The 15,036-nt window shown below is 37.4% G+C and carries 13 protein-coding genes and 1 pseudogene; 9 read left to right on the top strand and 5 right to left on the bottom strand.

Annotated elements, in window-relative coordinates:
* Positions 1–34 precede the first annotated feature (34 nt).
* A complete protein-coding gene (adeB, locus tag F886_RS11795; protein WP_005305395.1) occupies positions 35–3,145 on the bottom strand; it encodes a multidrug efflux RND transporter permease subunit AdeB in 3,111 nt (1,036 codons plus the stop codon).
* Positions 3,142–4,332 carry an efflux RND transporter periplasmic adaptor subunit gene (locus tag F886_RS11800; RefSeq protein WP_005305397.1) on the bottom strand — a complete coding sequence of 397 codons (1,191 nt, stop codon included), beginning with the start codon at positions 4,330–4,332 and terminating at the stop codon, positions 3,142–3,144. Before F886_RS11800 ends, adeB begins: the two co-directional genes overlap by 4 nt.
* A 144-nt stretch (positions 4,333–4,476) precedes the next feature.
* On the opposite strand from F886_RS11800, the gene adeR reads away from it, so the two are divergent.
* Positions 4,477–5,220 (top strand): efflux system response regulator transcription factor AdeR, encoded by a 744-nt coding sequence (adeR, locus tag F886_RS11805; protein WP_005305401.1) that lies wholly within the window; start codon positions 4,477–4,479, stop codon positions 5,218–5,220.
* A 31-nt stretch (positions 5,221–5,251) separates the two neighbouring features.
* Entirely contained in the window at positions 5,252–6,322 is a 1,071-nt protein-coding gene (adeS, locus tag F886_RS11810; protein WP_005305404.1) for a two-component sensor histidine kinase AdeS, read from the top strand.
* An 18-nt stretch (positions 6,323–6,340) separates the two neighbouring features.
* Here the strand turns inward: adeS and F886_RS11815 are convergent, their stop codons facing one another.
* Positions 6,341–6,748, bottom strand: a complete 408-nt coding sequence (locus F886_RS11815; protein ID WP_005305407.1) for a hypothetical protein — start codon at positions 6,746–6,748, stop codon at positions 6,341–6,343.
* 217 nt (positions 6,749–6,965) lie between these two features.
* Here F886_RS11815 and F886_RS11820 point away from each other — a divergent pair, with 217 nt between their 5' ends.
* The 4 genes from F886_RS11820 (at position 6,966) to F886_RS11835 (ending at position 9,899) form a co-directional block, all read left to right on the top strand.
* Complete coding sequence (locus F886_RS11820) at positions 6,966–7,859, top strand: LysR family transcriptional regulator (RefSeq protein WP_005305411.1); 894 nt, start codon at positions 6,966–6,968, stop codon at positions 7,857–7,859.
* A gap of 103 nt (positions 7,860–7,962) precedes the next feature.
* On the top strand, positions 7,963–8,367 hold the full coding sequence (locus F886_RS11825) for a DoxX family protein (RefSeq protein WP_005305413.1): 405 nt from the start codon (positions 7,963–7,965) through the stop codon (positions 8,365–8,367).
* Between the two features lie 75 nt (positions 8,368–8,442).
* Positions 8,443–9,042: an alpha/beta hydrolase gene (locus tag F886_RS11830; protein ID WP_005305415.1), complete on the top strand. Its 600-nt coding sequence runs from the start codon at positions 8,443–8,445 to the stop codon at positions 9,040–9,042.
* A 92-nt stretch (positions 9,043–9,134) separates the two neighbouring features.
* On the top strand, positions 9,135–9,899 hold the full coding sequence (locus tag F886_RS11835; RefSeq protein ID WP_005305417.1) for an isochorismatase family protein: 765 nt from the start codon (positions 9,135–9,137) through the stop codon (positions 9,897–9,899).
* A gap of 64 nt (positions 9,900–9,963) precedes the next feature.
* On the opposite strand, the gene F886_RS11840 is transcribed toward F886_RS11835, so the two are convergent.
* A complete protein-coding gene (locus F886_RS11840; protein ID WP_005305419.1) occupies positions 9,964–11,736 on the bottom strand; it encodes an amidohydrolase in 1,773 nt (590 codons plus the stop codon).
* 495 nt (positions 11,737–12,231) lie between these two features.
* Between F886_RS11840 and adeT1 the strand changes: the two genes are divergently transcribed.
* A complete protein-coding gene (gene adeT1 / locus F886_RS11845; protein ID WP_005305422.1) occupies positions 12,232–13,227 on the top strand; it encodes a putative multidrug efflux protein AdeT1 in 996 nt (331 codons plus the stop codon).
* A gap of 43 nt (positions 13,228–13,270) precedes the next feature.
* Here the strand turns inward: adeT1 and F886_RS20245 are convergent.
* A pseudogene (locus F886_RS20245) lies at positions 13,271–13,366 on the bottom strand (hypothetical protein); the annotation flags it as partial.
* A 130-nt stretch (positions 13,367–13,496) separates the two neighbouring features.
* On the opposite strand from F886_RS20245, the gene F886_RS11850 reads away from it, so the two are divergent.
* Both F886_RS11850 and F886_RS11855 read left to right on the top strand, forming a co-directional pair.
* Positions 13,497–14,132, top strand: coding sequence for a 3'-5' exonuclease (locus F886_RS11850; protein ID WP_005047075.1), 636 nt, complete (start codon positions 13,497–13,499; stop codon positions 14,130–14,132).
* 78 nt (positions 14,133–14,210) lie between these two features.
* Positions 14,211–14,903 carry a hypothetical protein gene (locus F886_RS11855; protein WP_005305425.1) on the top strand — a complete coding sequence of 231 codons (693 nt, stop codon included), beginning with the start codon at positions 14,211–14,213 and terminating at the stop codon, positions 14,901–14,903.
* Positions 14,904–15,036: the final 133 nt, after the last annotated feature.

Below are 15,036 nucleotides of genomic sequence, written 5' to 3' on the forward strand. Positions count from 1 at the left end.
GAGGAAATGGAGTATTTCCCCTGACGCATTTAACTTAAGATGAGATTTTTTTCTTAGATGAAAATAGCTTTTCTACGACGCCCAAAATGAAGATGAAGAACACGGGAACAAAGAAAATAGCCAGAATCGTTGCCGAGATCATGCCCCCAAATACACCAGTACCTAAAGCATGTTGAGTCTCAGAACTTGCACCTGTTGCAATGACTAGAGGAATTACACCGCATGTAAAAGCAAGAGAAGTCATCAAGATTGGTCGTAAACGAAGTTTGGCTGCTGCAACTGTGGCTTCAATCAAACTCATGCCTTCTTCTTTTAGCATCTTCGCAAACTCAACAATCAAGATGGCGTTCTTTGCGGATAGACCAATAATCGTAATGAGTCCAATTTTGAAGAACACGTCATTCATTAGGCCTCTCGACATAATGGCAATGATTGCACCGAAAATACCAAGTGGTACAACCAACATCACAGACAGTGGAATCGCCCAGCTTTCATAAAGTGCAGCCAATACGAGGAAAACAACGAGCATTGATAAACCAAGTAAAAAGGCCATTTGAGATTCAGACTGCTTTTCTTGTAAAGAGATACCAGTCCATTCGTAGCCAATGCCTTTAGGCAACTTAGCAATCAACTGTTCCATTTCACGCATCGCCTCACCCGAAGATGTATCGAAGTTAGGAATGCCGGCAATACTTAAAGATGGTCGTCCGTTATAACGATTATATTGTTGCGGTGCTTTGTTCCATTGAGGCGTTACCACTTCAGACAAAGAAACCAATTGCCCACTCGAACCCATCACTTTCAAGTTCAAGATATCTTTGAGTTGCATACGTGATTTAGCTTCAACTTGTACAATCACTTGTTGCATACGCCCCTGATTCGGGAAATCATTGATATACATTGAACCCATTGAGGTTGAAATGATGTCTGAAACGTCCGAGAATTTAACACCAAGGGTATTAAGTTTTTCACGGTCAATTTTTAAAGAAATATTGTCACCTTGTGGTAAACCTTCATTCCAAACCATATAGAACTTTTTGTTCTTGGCAGCCATCTGCATAAGTTGGTCTTGGGCAGCCAATAAAGCAGGCATGCCTAAGTTTGCACGATCTTGTAAACGTAAACTAAAGCCTGAGAATGTACCCAATTCATCAATAGCAGGTGGAAGTACTGCCATTGTTTCACCTTCCGAACTGTTCGCCATTGATGCATTGACTGCATTTGTCATTTCAGTTGCCGAAGAAGTACGCTCTTTGAAATCTTTTAAAGTCGTGAAAGCAACACCTACGTTTTGTCCTGCACCACTAAAACCCCATCCCATAATCGTCGTATTACTTTTGACATCGGGTTTGTCTTTAAGCGAATTTTCAAATTCATTCACTACATTTCGAGTACGTTCTGCCGTTGCATCTGATGGTAATTGGAAAGACGTCATAAACCAGCCTTGATCTTCCTCTGGCATAAATGCTGTTGGCCAATACTTCATTCCTGCAAAAGTAATGCCTGTAATCACCACAAAGATCATCATCACTGGAACCGTATGTTTGATGATTTTAAGTAGCATCAACTCATACTTTTTCGTCACTTTGTCAAAGCTACGGTCAAACCATGCAAAGAAGCCTTTCTTCTGATGATGACCATCAATTGGTTTTAAAATGGTTGCACAAAGTGCAGGTGTTAAAATGAGCGCCAATAAAGCCGAGAATAAAATAGACACGGACATGGTCAGCGTAAATTGTTTATAAATGATCCCGACCGAACCACTCGCAAAAGCCATTGGCAAAAACACAGCAGACAATACTAAGGTAATACCAATAATAGGACTGGTAATCTCTTTCATTGCCTTAGATGTTGCTTCTTTAGGATTTAATCCTTCAGTCGCCATAATCCTTTCGACGTTTTCAACGACGACAATCGCATCGTCGACAATAATACCGATGGCGAGCACCATACCGAACATGGTGAGTACGTTAATCGAAAAGCCGGCAAGCAGCATCACGGTAAAAGTACCGAGCAAAGCAATAGGTGCAACAATGGCTGGAATGAGCGTATAGCGTACATTGTGTAAGAACAAATACATCACAATGAAAACCAGAACCATCGCTTCAAGTAATGTATGAATTACCTTTTCAATTGAAATTTTAACAAACGGCGCGGTGTCGTAAGGAATACTAAACTGCATGCCTTCTGGTAAGTTCAACTTTAATTCTTCAATTTTTGCTCTAACACCTTCTGCTGTTTTTACTGCGTTAGCACCCGGGCTTAACTGGATTGCGGCAGCGGTAGCCGGTTTACCATTTTCTAAAATAGCAAAGTTGTAGGCTTGTGATCCGATTTCAACATTTGCGACATCTGACAGACGAATTACACTTCCGTTAGTTTTGCTTTTTAAGCTGATATTCCTAAATTGCTCTACGCTTGATAGCTGACCTTGCGCTGACAATGGAATCGTAATCAGTTGACCTTTATTTGCAGGTAAATCGCCTAGGCGCCCCGGTGCAATTTCAACATTATTTTCACGAATTGCATTGTTTACATCGCTAATTGATAAACCATAAGAAACCAATTTATTTGGATCGACCCAAATGCGTAGGGCTTTCTCTGCACCGAAAGATTGGACTTTACCAACGCCTTCAACACGCTTTAGTTCTTCTACGACATTTCGAACCAGATAATCACTTAAATCTACTTCTGAATATTGGCCATTAGGAGAGTTAATACCCACCAGCATCAAGAAGCCTGAAGATGATGCTTCAACCTGTAAACCTTGCTGCCGCACAATCTGTGGTAAGCGTGCTTCAACAGCCTTAATTTTATTCTGGACATCGACCTGAGCCATTTCGACATCTGTACCCGGTTTAAAGGTTGCAGAAATTTCTGCTGTGCCCGAAGTATCGGTTGTCGCACTATAGTAAAGTAGATTTTTTACACCCGATAATTCTCGCTCAATTAAAGTGACAACACTATCGTTAATGGTCTTTGCTGTTGCTCCCGGATAAGTCGCACTAATGTTTACTTGAGGAGGCGCTACACTAGGGAAACGAGCAATCGGCAATTTTGGAATACTAAGTAACCCAAACAATATGATAAATATCGCGATCACCCATGCAAAAACAGGACGTCGAATAAAAAATTGAGACATCATGGTTGAGCTCCTTGATTTGTAGACAGTTTTGTTTCTACATTTGAAGCACTATTTTCTGATGCAGGCTTTTTCCAAGTGGTCATTGCAAGTTTTTGATTTGGCTGGATACGCTCCATACCTTCAACAACGACTTTGTCACCGACTTTCAAGCCTTTGTTGGCGATATAGTACTGTTCATATTGCTGTCCAATTTCAATAGGACGAATCTCAGCCGAGCCTTTTGCATTGATCACATAGACCTGAGGCTCACCATTGATATTGCGCTGAATCGCTTGGGCTGGAACTAACAAGGCTTGTGGAATAGAAGCTCGGTCAATATTGACTCGCACATACATACCCGGAAGTAGTTTTCTCTCGGTATTATTTACTTCAATACGGAAAGTCACATCACCTGTTTCAGGGTCAACATTAATATCTTCAAACAACATTTTTGCTGTGACGTTATATTCCTGTCCGTGGCTATTAGAAATACGAACCGTTTTTTCACTGTTTGCAGATAACTCACCAGTTTTTAAAGCCGCTTGTAGACGCTCGTATTCACTAATTGATTGTTTTACATCGACGTAGACTCTATCAATCTGTTGGATTGTGGCCATGGTATTCGCATCACCTTGACCAACCAATGCGCCTTCAGTGACAAAAGATTGCCCAATACGACCAGAAATCGGCGCTCGAACAGTTGCATATTGCAGATTCAAATTTTGTCTGGTGAGCAATGCTTTCATTTGCGCAACATCAGCGAGAGCCTGACGATATTGAGCTTGAGCATTACTCACTTCTTGCTTACTAATTGCATTACTTGGTAAGAGCTGCTCATAGCGATCTAATTGAACTTTCAGTCTCGCAACCTCTGCCTCAGCTTTGTTAAGTGAAGCTCTATTGCTATTTACATCTGCTTCAAAGGTTTCAGAATTAATTTTATATAAAGCTTGGCCTGCTCTAACTTCACTACCTTGTTTAAATAAAACTCTTTCAATAATTCCTCCGACTTGCGGTCGAATTTCAGCAGTACGGAATGCTTGTACGCGTGCAGGAAGATTTTCACTAAAATTAACTGATTGCGATTGAATGCTTAATACACTTACTTTCGCTGGTGCTGGCTCAGCTTGAGCCGTTTCTTGTGAACCACACCCCTGTAATATCAGCCCAATAGATAAAAATAAAGGAAGTAAAAGATGCTTTTGCATACTGTCCAAACCAAGTGAGTTTTCGATGCTGACATTATTTTTGATGAGTGTGTAGCAATCGTCACTAAAGTGTGGAGTAAGTGTGGAGAAGTACCAATAATTTAGCGTATGATGAGTTGAAGCATTTTATATAGCCAAATTTCTATGTTTGATCGTTCTTTTTCTTTTGATTGTCACGATAAAGTTATCCTCGTTGTAGAAGATGATTACGACATTGGCGACATTATTGAAAATTATTTAAAACGTGAAGGAATGGTTGTTATTCGTGCTATGAATGGAAAGCAAGCCATTGAATTGCACTCTAGCCAACCCATTGATTTGATTTTACTTGATATTAAATTACCCGAGCTCAACGGCTGGGAAGTGTTAAATAAAATACGTCAAAAAGCTCAGACGCCCGTGATTATGCTAACGGCACTAGATCAAGATATTGATAAGGTCATGGCATTACGAGTTGGTGCAGATGACTTTGTTGTTAAACCATTTAACCCAAATGAAGTCATCGCTAGAGTTCAGGCAGTCTTAAGACGGACTCAGCTAACAAACAAGCCATTTAACAAAAATAAGATCTACAAAGATATTGAAATTGATACAGATACGCATAGTGTTTATCTTCATGCTCAAAACAAGAAAATATTGCTTAATCTTACCCTGACTGAATATAAAATCATTTCCTTCATGATTGACCAGCCCCACAAGGTATTTACTCGTGGTGAACTCATGAATCATTGCATGAACGATAGTGATGCACTAGAACGAACTGTAGATAGCCATGTGAGTAAGCTTAGAAAAAAACTAGAAGAACAAGGAATACTTCAAATGTTAGTTAATGTGCGTGGCGTAGGATATCGACTCGATAATCCACTAGCTGTCAAAGATGATGTCTAAATAATATAAAAATATGGCTAGGAAATATTTTATGAAAAGTAAGTTAGGAATCAGTAAGCAGCTTTTTATTGCTTTCAGTATTGTTAATTTAAGCGTTACCCTGTTTTCTATGTTGCTGGGATACCTTATTTATAACTATGCCATTGAAAAAGGTTGGCTCACTTTAGACTCTCTACAAGAGGATTGGACTAATTTTCATTTTATAGATTGGATTTGGTTATCTACTGTCATCTTGTGTGGCTGTCTTATTTCACTCGTGATCGGCATGCATCTCGCAAAACGTTTTATTCTACCCATTAATTTCTTAGCCGAAGCAGCCAAAAAAATTAGTCAGGGCGATCTCTCTGCTAGAGCTTACGACAACAGAATTCACTCGGCTGAAATGTCTGAGCTTTTACATAATTTTAATGATATGGCTCAAAAACTAGAAGTTTCTGTGGAAAATGCACAGGTTTGGAATGCTGCCATCGCTCATGAGTTAAGAACTCCAATCACCATTTTACAAGGCCGCCTGCAAGGCATAATTGACGGCGTTTTTAAGCCTGATGAAATTCTATTTAAAAGTCTTTTAAATCAAGTTGAAGGTTTATCTCATTTAGTTGAAGACTTACGAACGATAAGTTTAGTTGAGAATCAACAGTTAAGATTAAATTATGAGTTATTAGATTTTAAGTCTGTGATTGAAAAAGTTCTCAAGGCCTTTGAAGACCGCCTAGAACAAGCAAACTTAAAGCCAGAACTTGATTTAACCACTACACCTGTATTTTGTGACCGTCGCCGTATTGAGCAAGTTTTAATTGCGTTAATTGATAATGCTATTCGTTATTCAAATGCAGGAAAACTTAAGATCTCTTCAGAAGTGGTCTCAGAAAACTGGATATTAAAAATTGAAGATGAAGGCCCCGGCATCGCAACTGAGTTCCAAGATGATCTATTTAAACCCTTTTTTAGATTAGAAGAGTCAAGAAATAAAGAGTTTGGTGGCACAGGCTTAGGATTAGCTGTTGTACATGCAATCGTGATTGCGCTTAAAGGTTCTATTCACTATAGCAATCATGGCTCAAAAAGCACTTTCACCATAAAAATTTTGATGGATAAGTAAAAACGCTGAGTTATAAAATTATTCTTCACTTTCTTTTACTCTTCTACGAATTTCTTCACGCCATTTTGTGGCATTTTCTTGTTGCTTATTCAATAAAACACCCAGCATAAAGGCTGTAGCTGCGGCTCCAATTAAGGCAATGCCAGTTTCATAAATAATATCTATAACAAACTCTAATACGCCTTCAGATAGGAAATCTAAGGTGCCAGAAAACTTAAGAAATTTAGCTATGGCAACCACGATAACACCCAATAAAGCACCAGCCCACAAGAATATTTTATGAATGTTTAGAGGAGCTGTGACTTGATCGATCTGATCGGGATATTTTCGATAGTACTCAATTTCATCCTCCGTCACTTCAGAGTTGGACTTAAATAACAATTTAATAAAGAGCTTATCTTGGTCGAGTTTTGAGTTTTTCTTCATAGATGTTATGTATGATAAATCTTCTAAGGTTTCATGTTACTCATTTTTTCTTTACTGAGTAAAAGTTTTTAAACGTTCTCTATATTTAAAATAATTTATAGCGTTACTCTCACGTTTTAATTTTACCTAGTTAACTTATCCAAATTTTTTATGCTAAAACTACGATTACGAATTTAAGTAAAAATAAATCTATATGAATAGACTTGAATGTAATCGCATGTTTATTTCGATCATTGAGCAAGGAAGTTTTGTTAAAGCTGCCGAAAATTTAAATACAAGCGTCGCACAAGCATCCAAGCTCATTTCAAAACTAGAGAACGAATTAGGCGTACAGCTGCTAAAAAGATCGACACGCTCATTGAAGCCCACAGAACTCGGATTAGCTTATTACCACCGAATTAAGCAACTTATGGCAGAGTTTGATGAAATTGAAATTAGTATTAAAAATCAATCTCGCGCCCCAGTAGGTAAACTAAAAATAAGTGCGCCTAACTCTTTCGGAACAGTACAATTAAGCAAAACACTGGTTAACTTTGCCCAGAAATATAGTCAAATTGAATTAGATGTGAGCTTTACTGACCGTACGGTGAATGTCATTGAAGAAGGGTTTGATATCGCCATTCGAATTGGAGAGCTTAAAGATAATAATTTAATTGCGACTCCATTATCTCAAATTAGATTTGTATTGGTCGCATCTCCCCTATACTTAGAAAAATTTGGCTATCCTCAAAGCCTTCAAGACCTAGAATCTCATTCCTGTATCATAGATACAAACTTTAAAGATCCGTATGAATGGGCTTTTTTTGAAAAATCACCTTCGAATGTATTACATACAATCAATGTAAATGGTCGGATTCATTTTGCGAATACAGAAGCCTGTTTAGCTGCAACCATAGCAGGACTTGGCATCGCCAGATTACCCATGTTTATTTTAAAAGATGCACTTATCGACAAAAAGATTATTCCTATTTTAGAAGACTATGAATTACCGCGAAGAGGTCTCTATGCGGTTTACCCACCAGCAAAACACCTAGCCAACAAGGTGAGAACCCTAATTGATTATTTAAAAGAGCAATATGCGTACCCTGCCGAATGGGAAATTTACGAGTAATTATTTCCAAAATAGAAATAAATATTCAATTTCAGCCTACTTAATCACTTAAAAAATCAACAGTAGTATGTATTCATCAAGTTAATTCTCATCGAGATAGAAAATGAATACATCAAACACCGCTCCTTATGCGGCATTACTACTCCGTATAACCTTAGCGCTTTATTTCTTTGCCCATGCTGGTCTTAAACTATTTGTGTTTACACCAGCAGGCACAGCACAATTTTTTCAATCTGTTGGAGTTCCGGGATGGATGGCATATGTGACTATTCTCTGGGAGATTTTAGGAGCAATATTATTATTCGTTGGTTTTAAACCTCGAATTGTTGCCATTGCACTGATTCCTGTCTTATTGGGTGCAATATTTACTGTACATGGTGCAGCTGGTTTCTTTTTTACAAACCCGAATGGTGGCTGGGAATTCCCATTTATGTGGATTATTTCTTTAGTTGCTCTCGCACTCATTGGTGATGGACCGTTTTCTTTAAGTAAATCTTTTAAAAACTAAGCTCGTTAATAGATGAGATGCCATTGCATGAATGGCATCTAAACACCAAATATTCAGCTCATTCAGGATATTAAAATGAAAGATCTATTTATAATTTTATTACACGGCGTAGGTAGTAATGGTGAAGACTTAGAAGCAGTTGGAGAATTTTTTAAGACCAATCATTCTAATTTAAATTTTGTCGCACCCAATGCTCCTTTTAGCTTTATGAACAGTAAAGAGGCCTATCAGTGGTTTAGTATCGCTGGGGTTAATGAGGAGAATCGCTTTAGTCGGATTAAAGAAGCCAGAGCTCATTTTGATCAAAAAATTCAAGAGATCATTACCCAAAACCAATTAGAAAACCACCTAGATAAAGTCGTTTTTTTAGGATTTTCTCAAGGTTCAATAATGGCTTTAGATGCAGTCGTTTCAGGGCGTTGGCCTATTGCTGGGCTGATTAGCATCGCTGGAAGATTGGCAAGCCCAATCAATAATGAAATTAATAAAAACACGAAAGTTTTATTAATTCATGGTGAGTCAGACGCCGTTATTTCTCCCACTGAAAGCCAAAGTACATATCAACAAATGCGTGCAGCAAACTTAAATGTTGAGTTGAATATTTTACCCGCTACGGGACATACCATTTCACATTCAGCGCTTCAGTTAAGTCTTGATTTTTTAAACACTATTTAATCCATTTGGCCTAAACATCCAAATCAGAACTTAGATTGTCTTAAATCTAAGTTCCGTACTTTCTCGTCTCAAATTATTCTTCGGAGTTAAAAATGACTACATCAATCCGTGCAGAAGATATTATCAGCCCCATTACTGATACTATAAAAGCGAATAAAAACTCACCAAAAGAAGCAAAAAATCTAGGTTTATTTGCTTACGATAAACCAACCCCAGAGAATACAGTTTTATTACTTATTGATCATCAAGTTGGTTTAATGGCGAGTGTTCGTGATACGTCGAGTCTCGCTGAATTAAAAAGTAATGTTCTTGGTTTAGCACGTACGGCCAAAGCTCTTAATATTCCAACACTCATTACATCATCAAACGCACAATGGCAAAACGGCGATACTCTCCCAGAAATTAAATCATTGTTCCCTGATAATTCAATTTATCGACGTACAGGGATCATTAATGCATACGAAGATCCGACTTTTCGTAAAGCACTTATTAATTTGCTAGAAGCAACAGGTCGAACCCATATTATTATTGCAGGCGTAACCATTGGTACTTGCTGTACTTTCCCGACACTATCGCTATTAAATGATGGATATAAAGTCTACCCAGTCATTGATGCATGTGGCGCATGGAATCAATATGAAGTTCAGGCCGCTACATTACGCATGGCAAATGCAGGTGCAGAACCAGTAACGACCTTTAGTCTAGCTTGTGAATTACAGGCTGACTGGAAAAAGCCATCAGCAGATCAAATGCTTGAGCCTTTCAAAGAGAACTTATCGGAATATGGGTTTGTACTACAAAACTTTTGGGATAATGTCGGCACCCCAGCAGTTGAAGATCCTTTCAAAATCAAATAACTGATTTTGCTTAAGCTTTGTATCTTTGATTTTCATTCAATCTAAAGATACAAAGCTTTCTAGTTTATTGTTGATAAACTTTCTTTCCATTAAAAATGGTCCACACCACTTTTGTTTCAGCCAACTGTTCAGGCGAAACGTTAAAAATATCTCTATCTACTAAAATCATATCGGCCTTTTTGCCCGGCTCGAGCGTACCAATGCTTTTATCTAAATAAAGCGCTTTCGCTGAATTAATCGTATAGGCCTTAAAGACTGTATCTCGATCAATGGCTTCTGCTGGGTTTAAAACTTCGCCTTCACTTCCTTTTCGTGTAATTGCAGTCGCCATGGCGACAAAAGGATTGGCTGTTGAAACTGGTGCATCACTTGCACCTGCAATGGTCGCGCCGTTAATTAACAACGAATGTGCAGGATACATGCCCTTATAAGAAGTTGCATCGATATAAGGTTTTACCAGTTCTTTGTTAAAACTGTCCTCATAGGCCCATGCCAATTGCATCGAAGCAATCACATTGTTTTGTTTAAAGCGCTTATAGTCGTTAGGGTCAACGAGTTGTAGATGGGTAATGCTATGAGGGACGTTGCTCTGACGCTTTGAGCGAGCATACTCAAAGGCATTTAAAGATTCCTGTACAGCTCTATCCCCAACAGCGTGAATATGAACAATCATATTTCGTTTATCTGCTTCATCAACAACTAACTTAAAAGTATTTGGGTCAAATAACAAAGTCCCTTGCTTGTTACTATTAGAGTACCGACCAAGTAATGCAGCCGATTGCGCTGGAATCTCTAATACGCCATCAGCGAATACTTTCACACCGACTAAATTAAAGTTATCTATGTTTTTATATTTGCTATTGATTGACTCAATGATGTTAAAAACTTGAGGTGTACTTTTTGAGTTAATGACATGTAAACCAGAAACTCGTGCTGTTAACTCTCCTTTTTGAGATAATTCTTTATACATTGGAATCATCCCTAGGGTTTCCTCTGTATTTTTAATATTGGTAATTCCTTTATTTGGACTGGCGTTTGCAGCGATATCCATCCATGCCGTGAGACCCAAACTGTTATAGTATTTGACTGCTTCTTTCGAGCCTTTATAAAGCAGATCATGTGATACAGATGGAATTTTATCACTCACCATATCCCAGCCAGAGTCAATCACAAATCCAGTGGGTTCAAAGTTTTCATTATGTGCAACATTTTGCTGGTCATTTAGGCTTAATTGCTGAATGAAGTTTGCATCTATACCAGCTTTCTTTAGGAGTGCTTGGTTTGCCCAAGCTGTATGATGGTCACTACCGACTAAAGCAATAGGACGATCTTTCCATTCATTATTATTAAATACATTTGAGAGTTGGTCGGCCAATTCCCAATATTCTGATGACAAACCATTTAAAAATAGAACATCTCCAGCAACCCCCGTACCATCGAGACTAGCTTGTTTAAGTTTTGCTTCAACTTTAGAAATATCTATGGTGGTATCACCGCTATCCATTGTGGCTAATATCGCCTCCACACCAGAAGCCAAGGCATGAATATGGCTATCAATTAAGCCTGGCATTAAGACTTTATTATCAAGATCGATAACTTGTGTATTGTTATCTGCAATTTTTTTGATTTCTTCGTTGCTACCAACTTTTAGGATGGTTCCGTCATGGGCAATTGCGATAGCTTGTTGAAGGGAGTCTTTATCTTTGGCAGTATAAATTTTTCCATTAATATAAATACTTGCAGCAGTATTATTGTCATCACTATCATTGTTTGCACATCCCAAGTTTATAAAGAGTAAACCTAGGCTAAGTGCTAAAAATCCTTTTTTAAATCTCATTGTTAACTCCAAAAAATCATTTAAATTCTAATAATCGTTTTCTAATCTTCTTGTTGATCTTTTTGCATCAAGTCTTTGAGTACTGAGGTCTATCCATTGACTACAGTTTTGTTGCTCTTGATACACTTAGACAGGTCTCTACGATGCCTTGCACTATTCGCAAAAATCTCTATTTCACTATGAGTTAGGCTCGTTAGCCTTGAGTCCATAATTGCATTTTTTGTTTTTAAGATTTCCATAAATTAATCTCCATTGTGGAATGGATAAACTAATTTTTAAGTTTATTTAAGGATATAAAAAGAATAGAGAAAATACCGATTTATGAGATTTTTGTCCGCAAATCGGACAATAAATATTCTAACAAATCATTAAATGACATTCTGAACCAAATCCATCTTTTGACCTTTTCTCTTTAAATTCTTATTGAAATGTCATATCTAATCTAACCTAGATTTATAAAATAATTTTTATAATTTAAATAATGGATAATTAAATATGGATCGTTTTAAAACTATTTTACTTATTGCAAGCACATGTTTAACAACAACTCTTTATGCCAAACAACAAGTCGTGTGTGTGTTTGACCCCATTGGTAAATCGGGAGATGCTTTCGCTTTAGCCAAAGACTATGCACTTGAAGCCAAAAATTGGGGAGCAGATCTATCTTTAAAAGCCTATGTTGATGAACGCGTTGCGGCTGAAGATTTAAAAGTTGGAAAATGTGATGGCGCTATTATTAGTGGCTTACGTGGCCGTCAGTTTAATAAATACACAGGATCTTTAGATGCTGTTGGCGCATTAACAAATATGAAAACGGCAATTAATGCCTATAAGCTGTTGTCATCACCCATGGCCGCAAAAAATATGGTTGTAGGTCCTTACGAAATTGCAGGTTTAGGGACAATTGGCCCTGCATATTTGTTTGTTAATGATAGAAGTATCAATACTCTCGCTAAAGCTGCCGGTAAAAAAATTGGGGTGTTTAAATATGATGAAGCCCAACCCAAGCTTGTTCAACATGTCGGTGGTCAGGCTGTATCTGTAGACGTCACCAATGCCGGTGCGAAGTTTAATAACCATGAAATTGATATTGTGCCCGCTCCTATTGTGGCATTTAAACCTTTTGAACTACACAAAGGTTTAGGTGAGAAAGGAGCAATCATTCGTTTTCCTTTAACTCAAATTTCAGCAAACTTCATTATTCGTAAAGACCAGTTTCCAGCAGGTTTTGGGCAAAAGTCTCGAACTTGGGTAGCCAGCCAATTAAATAGAACGTTTGGCATTATTGCTAAATATGAAAGTGATATTCCTTCAAAATACTGGATGGATATTCCTAAAAATGAACAAGTAAACTATATGAAGATGATGCGCGAGGCACGTATACAGCTAACCAAGGCTGGTATTTACGACCCTAAAATGATGAATTTTTTAAAGAAAGTAAGATGTAAAGAAAACCCAAGTAATTTTGAATGTGCGTTAAATGATGAATAAATACTCAAAACATATACACATCTTATTTTAAGAGACTCTAGCCTCAGTTATTCATTTCCTCTCGGGCTTGTTGTGGCGTTTTACCCGACCACTCTTTATAAGCCCGTGTAAATGGGCTGTGCTCGGCATAACCTAACAGCTAAACATATTACTTACTAATATCATTTCAATATTAAGATAAGTTAACTTAGTGCTATCTTTGACTTAAAGCTATTATGATGAAAAGTGTTGTGCTTTTAATACCTAATTTCTAATAGAGAAAGCGTTTTATGAATGTTTCGCCAATCATTGTACTTGATTTCGAGACTACAGGAGTCAGCCCTGAGGCTGGTGATCGTATTACAGAAGTCGCGGCTTTACGTATTGTAGAAGGTGAAATCACAGAACGTTTTGTTTCATTAATAAACTGTGGTGTAAATATTCCATACTACATCACAAAGTTGACTGGTATTACTCAAGATATGGTTAATCATGCTCCTTTAGTGGAAGAAGTCATTCCTTCTCTATTGGACTTTATTGGAACAGATCCTTTACTTGCTCACAATGCAGGATTTGATGAGAAATTCCTAAAAGCAGAAAGTATTCGACAGGAGTTAAATCCATCACACAATGGACTCATTTGTTCTTTGAAACTTGCTCGCCGTATTTTACCTCATCAACCCAGTTATCGACTTGGGGCAATGGCAGACTTATTCAATATTAAGTTTAATGGCACAGCTCATCGTGCAGAAGCAGATGCTGAAGTTACGGCTCAATTATTCAACTATCTTTGTACGAATATTTGTCACACATATGGCTTCAATAGTATTGATCAAGATTTATTGTTAGCCATTAATAAACTTACTATATCTAGAGTACCGAAATACCTAAAAAATATAGCTGCCCAATCCTTACTTCTTAAATAGCAATCCATAGGCGACATTTCCTGCTAATTTACAGGTGTCCTCATGATAAATTTAAGATCTTATTTTTCGACGTAAATCATGAATAGAAAATTAATCAGTGCTATTGTTCTCATTTCTGTGTTTGGAGTTGCTGCTTGTGGTAAAGCTTCAAATGAACAGATGGATACTTCGAAAAACAGTTCTAAAAACGTAAAAACTGAACTATCAGCAAGTGATAAAGCGATTTTAGATAGATATGACTCTATCACAAATGAAGCTGTGACCTCAGGTGAAGATGAAAAGATAAAGCAAACTTTAGAGCCTTTAATTCCTGAAATAAAGAAAGTTACTGCTAAGAAACAAAGAGAAATGGCATTAATGAATATTTATATGTTGTCAGGAATGTACAAAGAAGCTTATGAGCTAAATGAGCAACAGATCAAAGATAAACCCTTGCCTCAACGGATAATGTTTAGATGTACATTGCTTGAAAAATTAAATGAGGCCAAAGTAAAAACTCAACAGTGTCACGAAGCTTCAGCGCAACTCATACAAACCGAATTGATTAAATCATCTAGCAAAAATGATCCCCAGTACAAAGACGCCGAATTTGTATATTTAACTGAAATGTATAAAGCTGATCACACTGACTATAAAGCTAAAATACAGAAATTTATTGATGAGACTAAAGATGTCGCATCGAAAGATAGATATAAGTCTTTGTATGATGCATATATTGAGTCATTTTATGGTACTGATTCACCAAATTATGTACCAGAATCATTAAAGTAAAACTTAAATGAAAAGCCCGAAATATTCAGGGCTTTTTAAAGTGCTTTAAACAGATCGAGATATTTACATTATTATTGATCGTATGAACTGTGCATCCTGATAAATAAAACTATACAGCACTGTCTACCCCTCT

It is taken from the genome of Acinetobacter sp. NIPH 542 (genome assembly GCF_000369825.1).
GTDB classification, from domain to species: Bacteria; Pseudomonadota; Gammaproteobacteria; order Pseudomonadales; family Moraxellaceae; genus Acinetobacter; species Acinetobacter oleivorans.

Bases quoted from the DNA above. Each gene is read 5' to 3' on its own strand.
- adeB (WP_005305395.1), bottom strand. From the start codon at position 3,145: ATGATGTCTCAATTTTTTATTCGACGTCCTGTTTTTGCATGGGTGATC.
- F886_RS11800 (WP_005305397.1), bottom strand. From the start codon at position 4,332: ATGCAAAAGCATCTTTTACTTCCTTTATTTTTATCTATTGGGCTGATA.
- adeR (WP_005305401.1), top strand. From the start codon at position 4,477: ATGTTTGATCGTTCTTTTTCTTTTGATTGTCACGATAAAGTTATCCTC.
- adeS (WP_005305404.1), top strand. From the start codon at position 5,252: ATGAAAAGTAAGTTAGGAATCAGTAAGCAGCTTTTTATTGCTTTCAGT.
- F886_RS11815 (WP_005305407.1), bottom strand. From the start codon at position 6,748: ATGAAGAAAAACTCAAAACTCGACCAAGATAAGCTCTTTATTAAATTG.
- F886_RS11820 (WP_005305411.1), top strand. From the start codon at position 6,966: ATGTTTATTTCGATCATTGAGCAAGGAAGTTTTGTTAAAGCTGCCGAA.
- F886_RS11825 (WP_005305413.1), top strand. From the start codon at position 7,963: ATGAATACATCAAACACCGCTCCTTATGCGGCATTACTACTCCGTATA.
- F886_RS11830 (WP_005305415.1), top strand. From the start codon at position 8,443: ATGAAAGATCTATTTATAATTTTATTACACGGCGTAGGTAGTAATGGT.
- F886_RS11835 (WP_005305417.1), top strand. From the start codon at position 9,135: ATGACTACATCAATCCGTGCAGAAGATATTATCAGCCCCATTACTGAT.
- F886_RS11840 (WP_005305419.1), bottom strand. From the start codon at position 11,736: ATGAGATTTAAAAAAGGATTTTTAGCACTTAGCCTAGGTTTACTCTTT.
- adeT1 (WP_005305422.1), top strand. From the start codon at position 12,232: ATGGATCGTTTTAAAACTATTTTACTTATTGCAAGCACATGTTTAACA.
- F886_RS11850 (WP_005047075.1), top strand. From the start codon at position 13,497: ATGAATGTTTCGCCAATCATTGTACTTGATTTCGAGACTACAGGAGTC.
- F886_RS11855 (WP_005305425.1), top strand. From the start codon at position 14,211: ATGAATAGAAAATTAATCAGTGCTATTGTTCTCATTTCTGTGTTTGGA.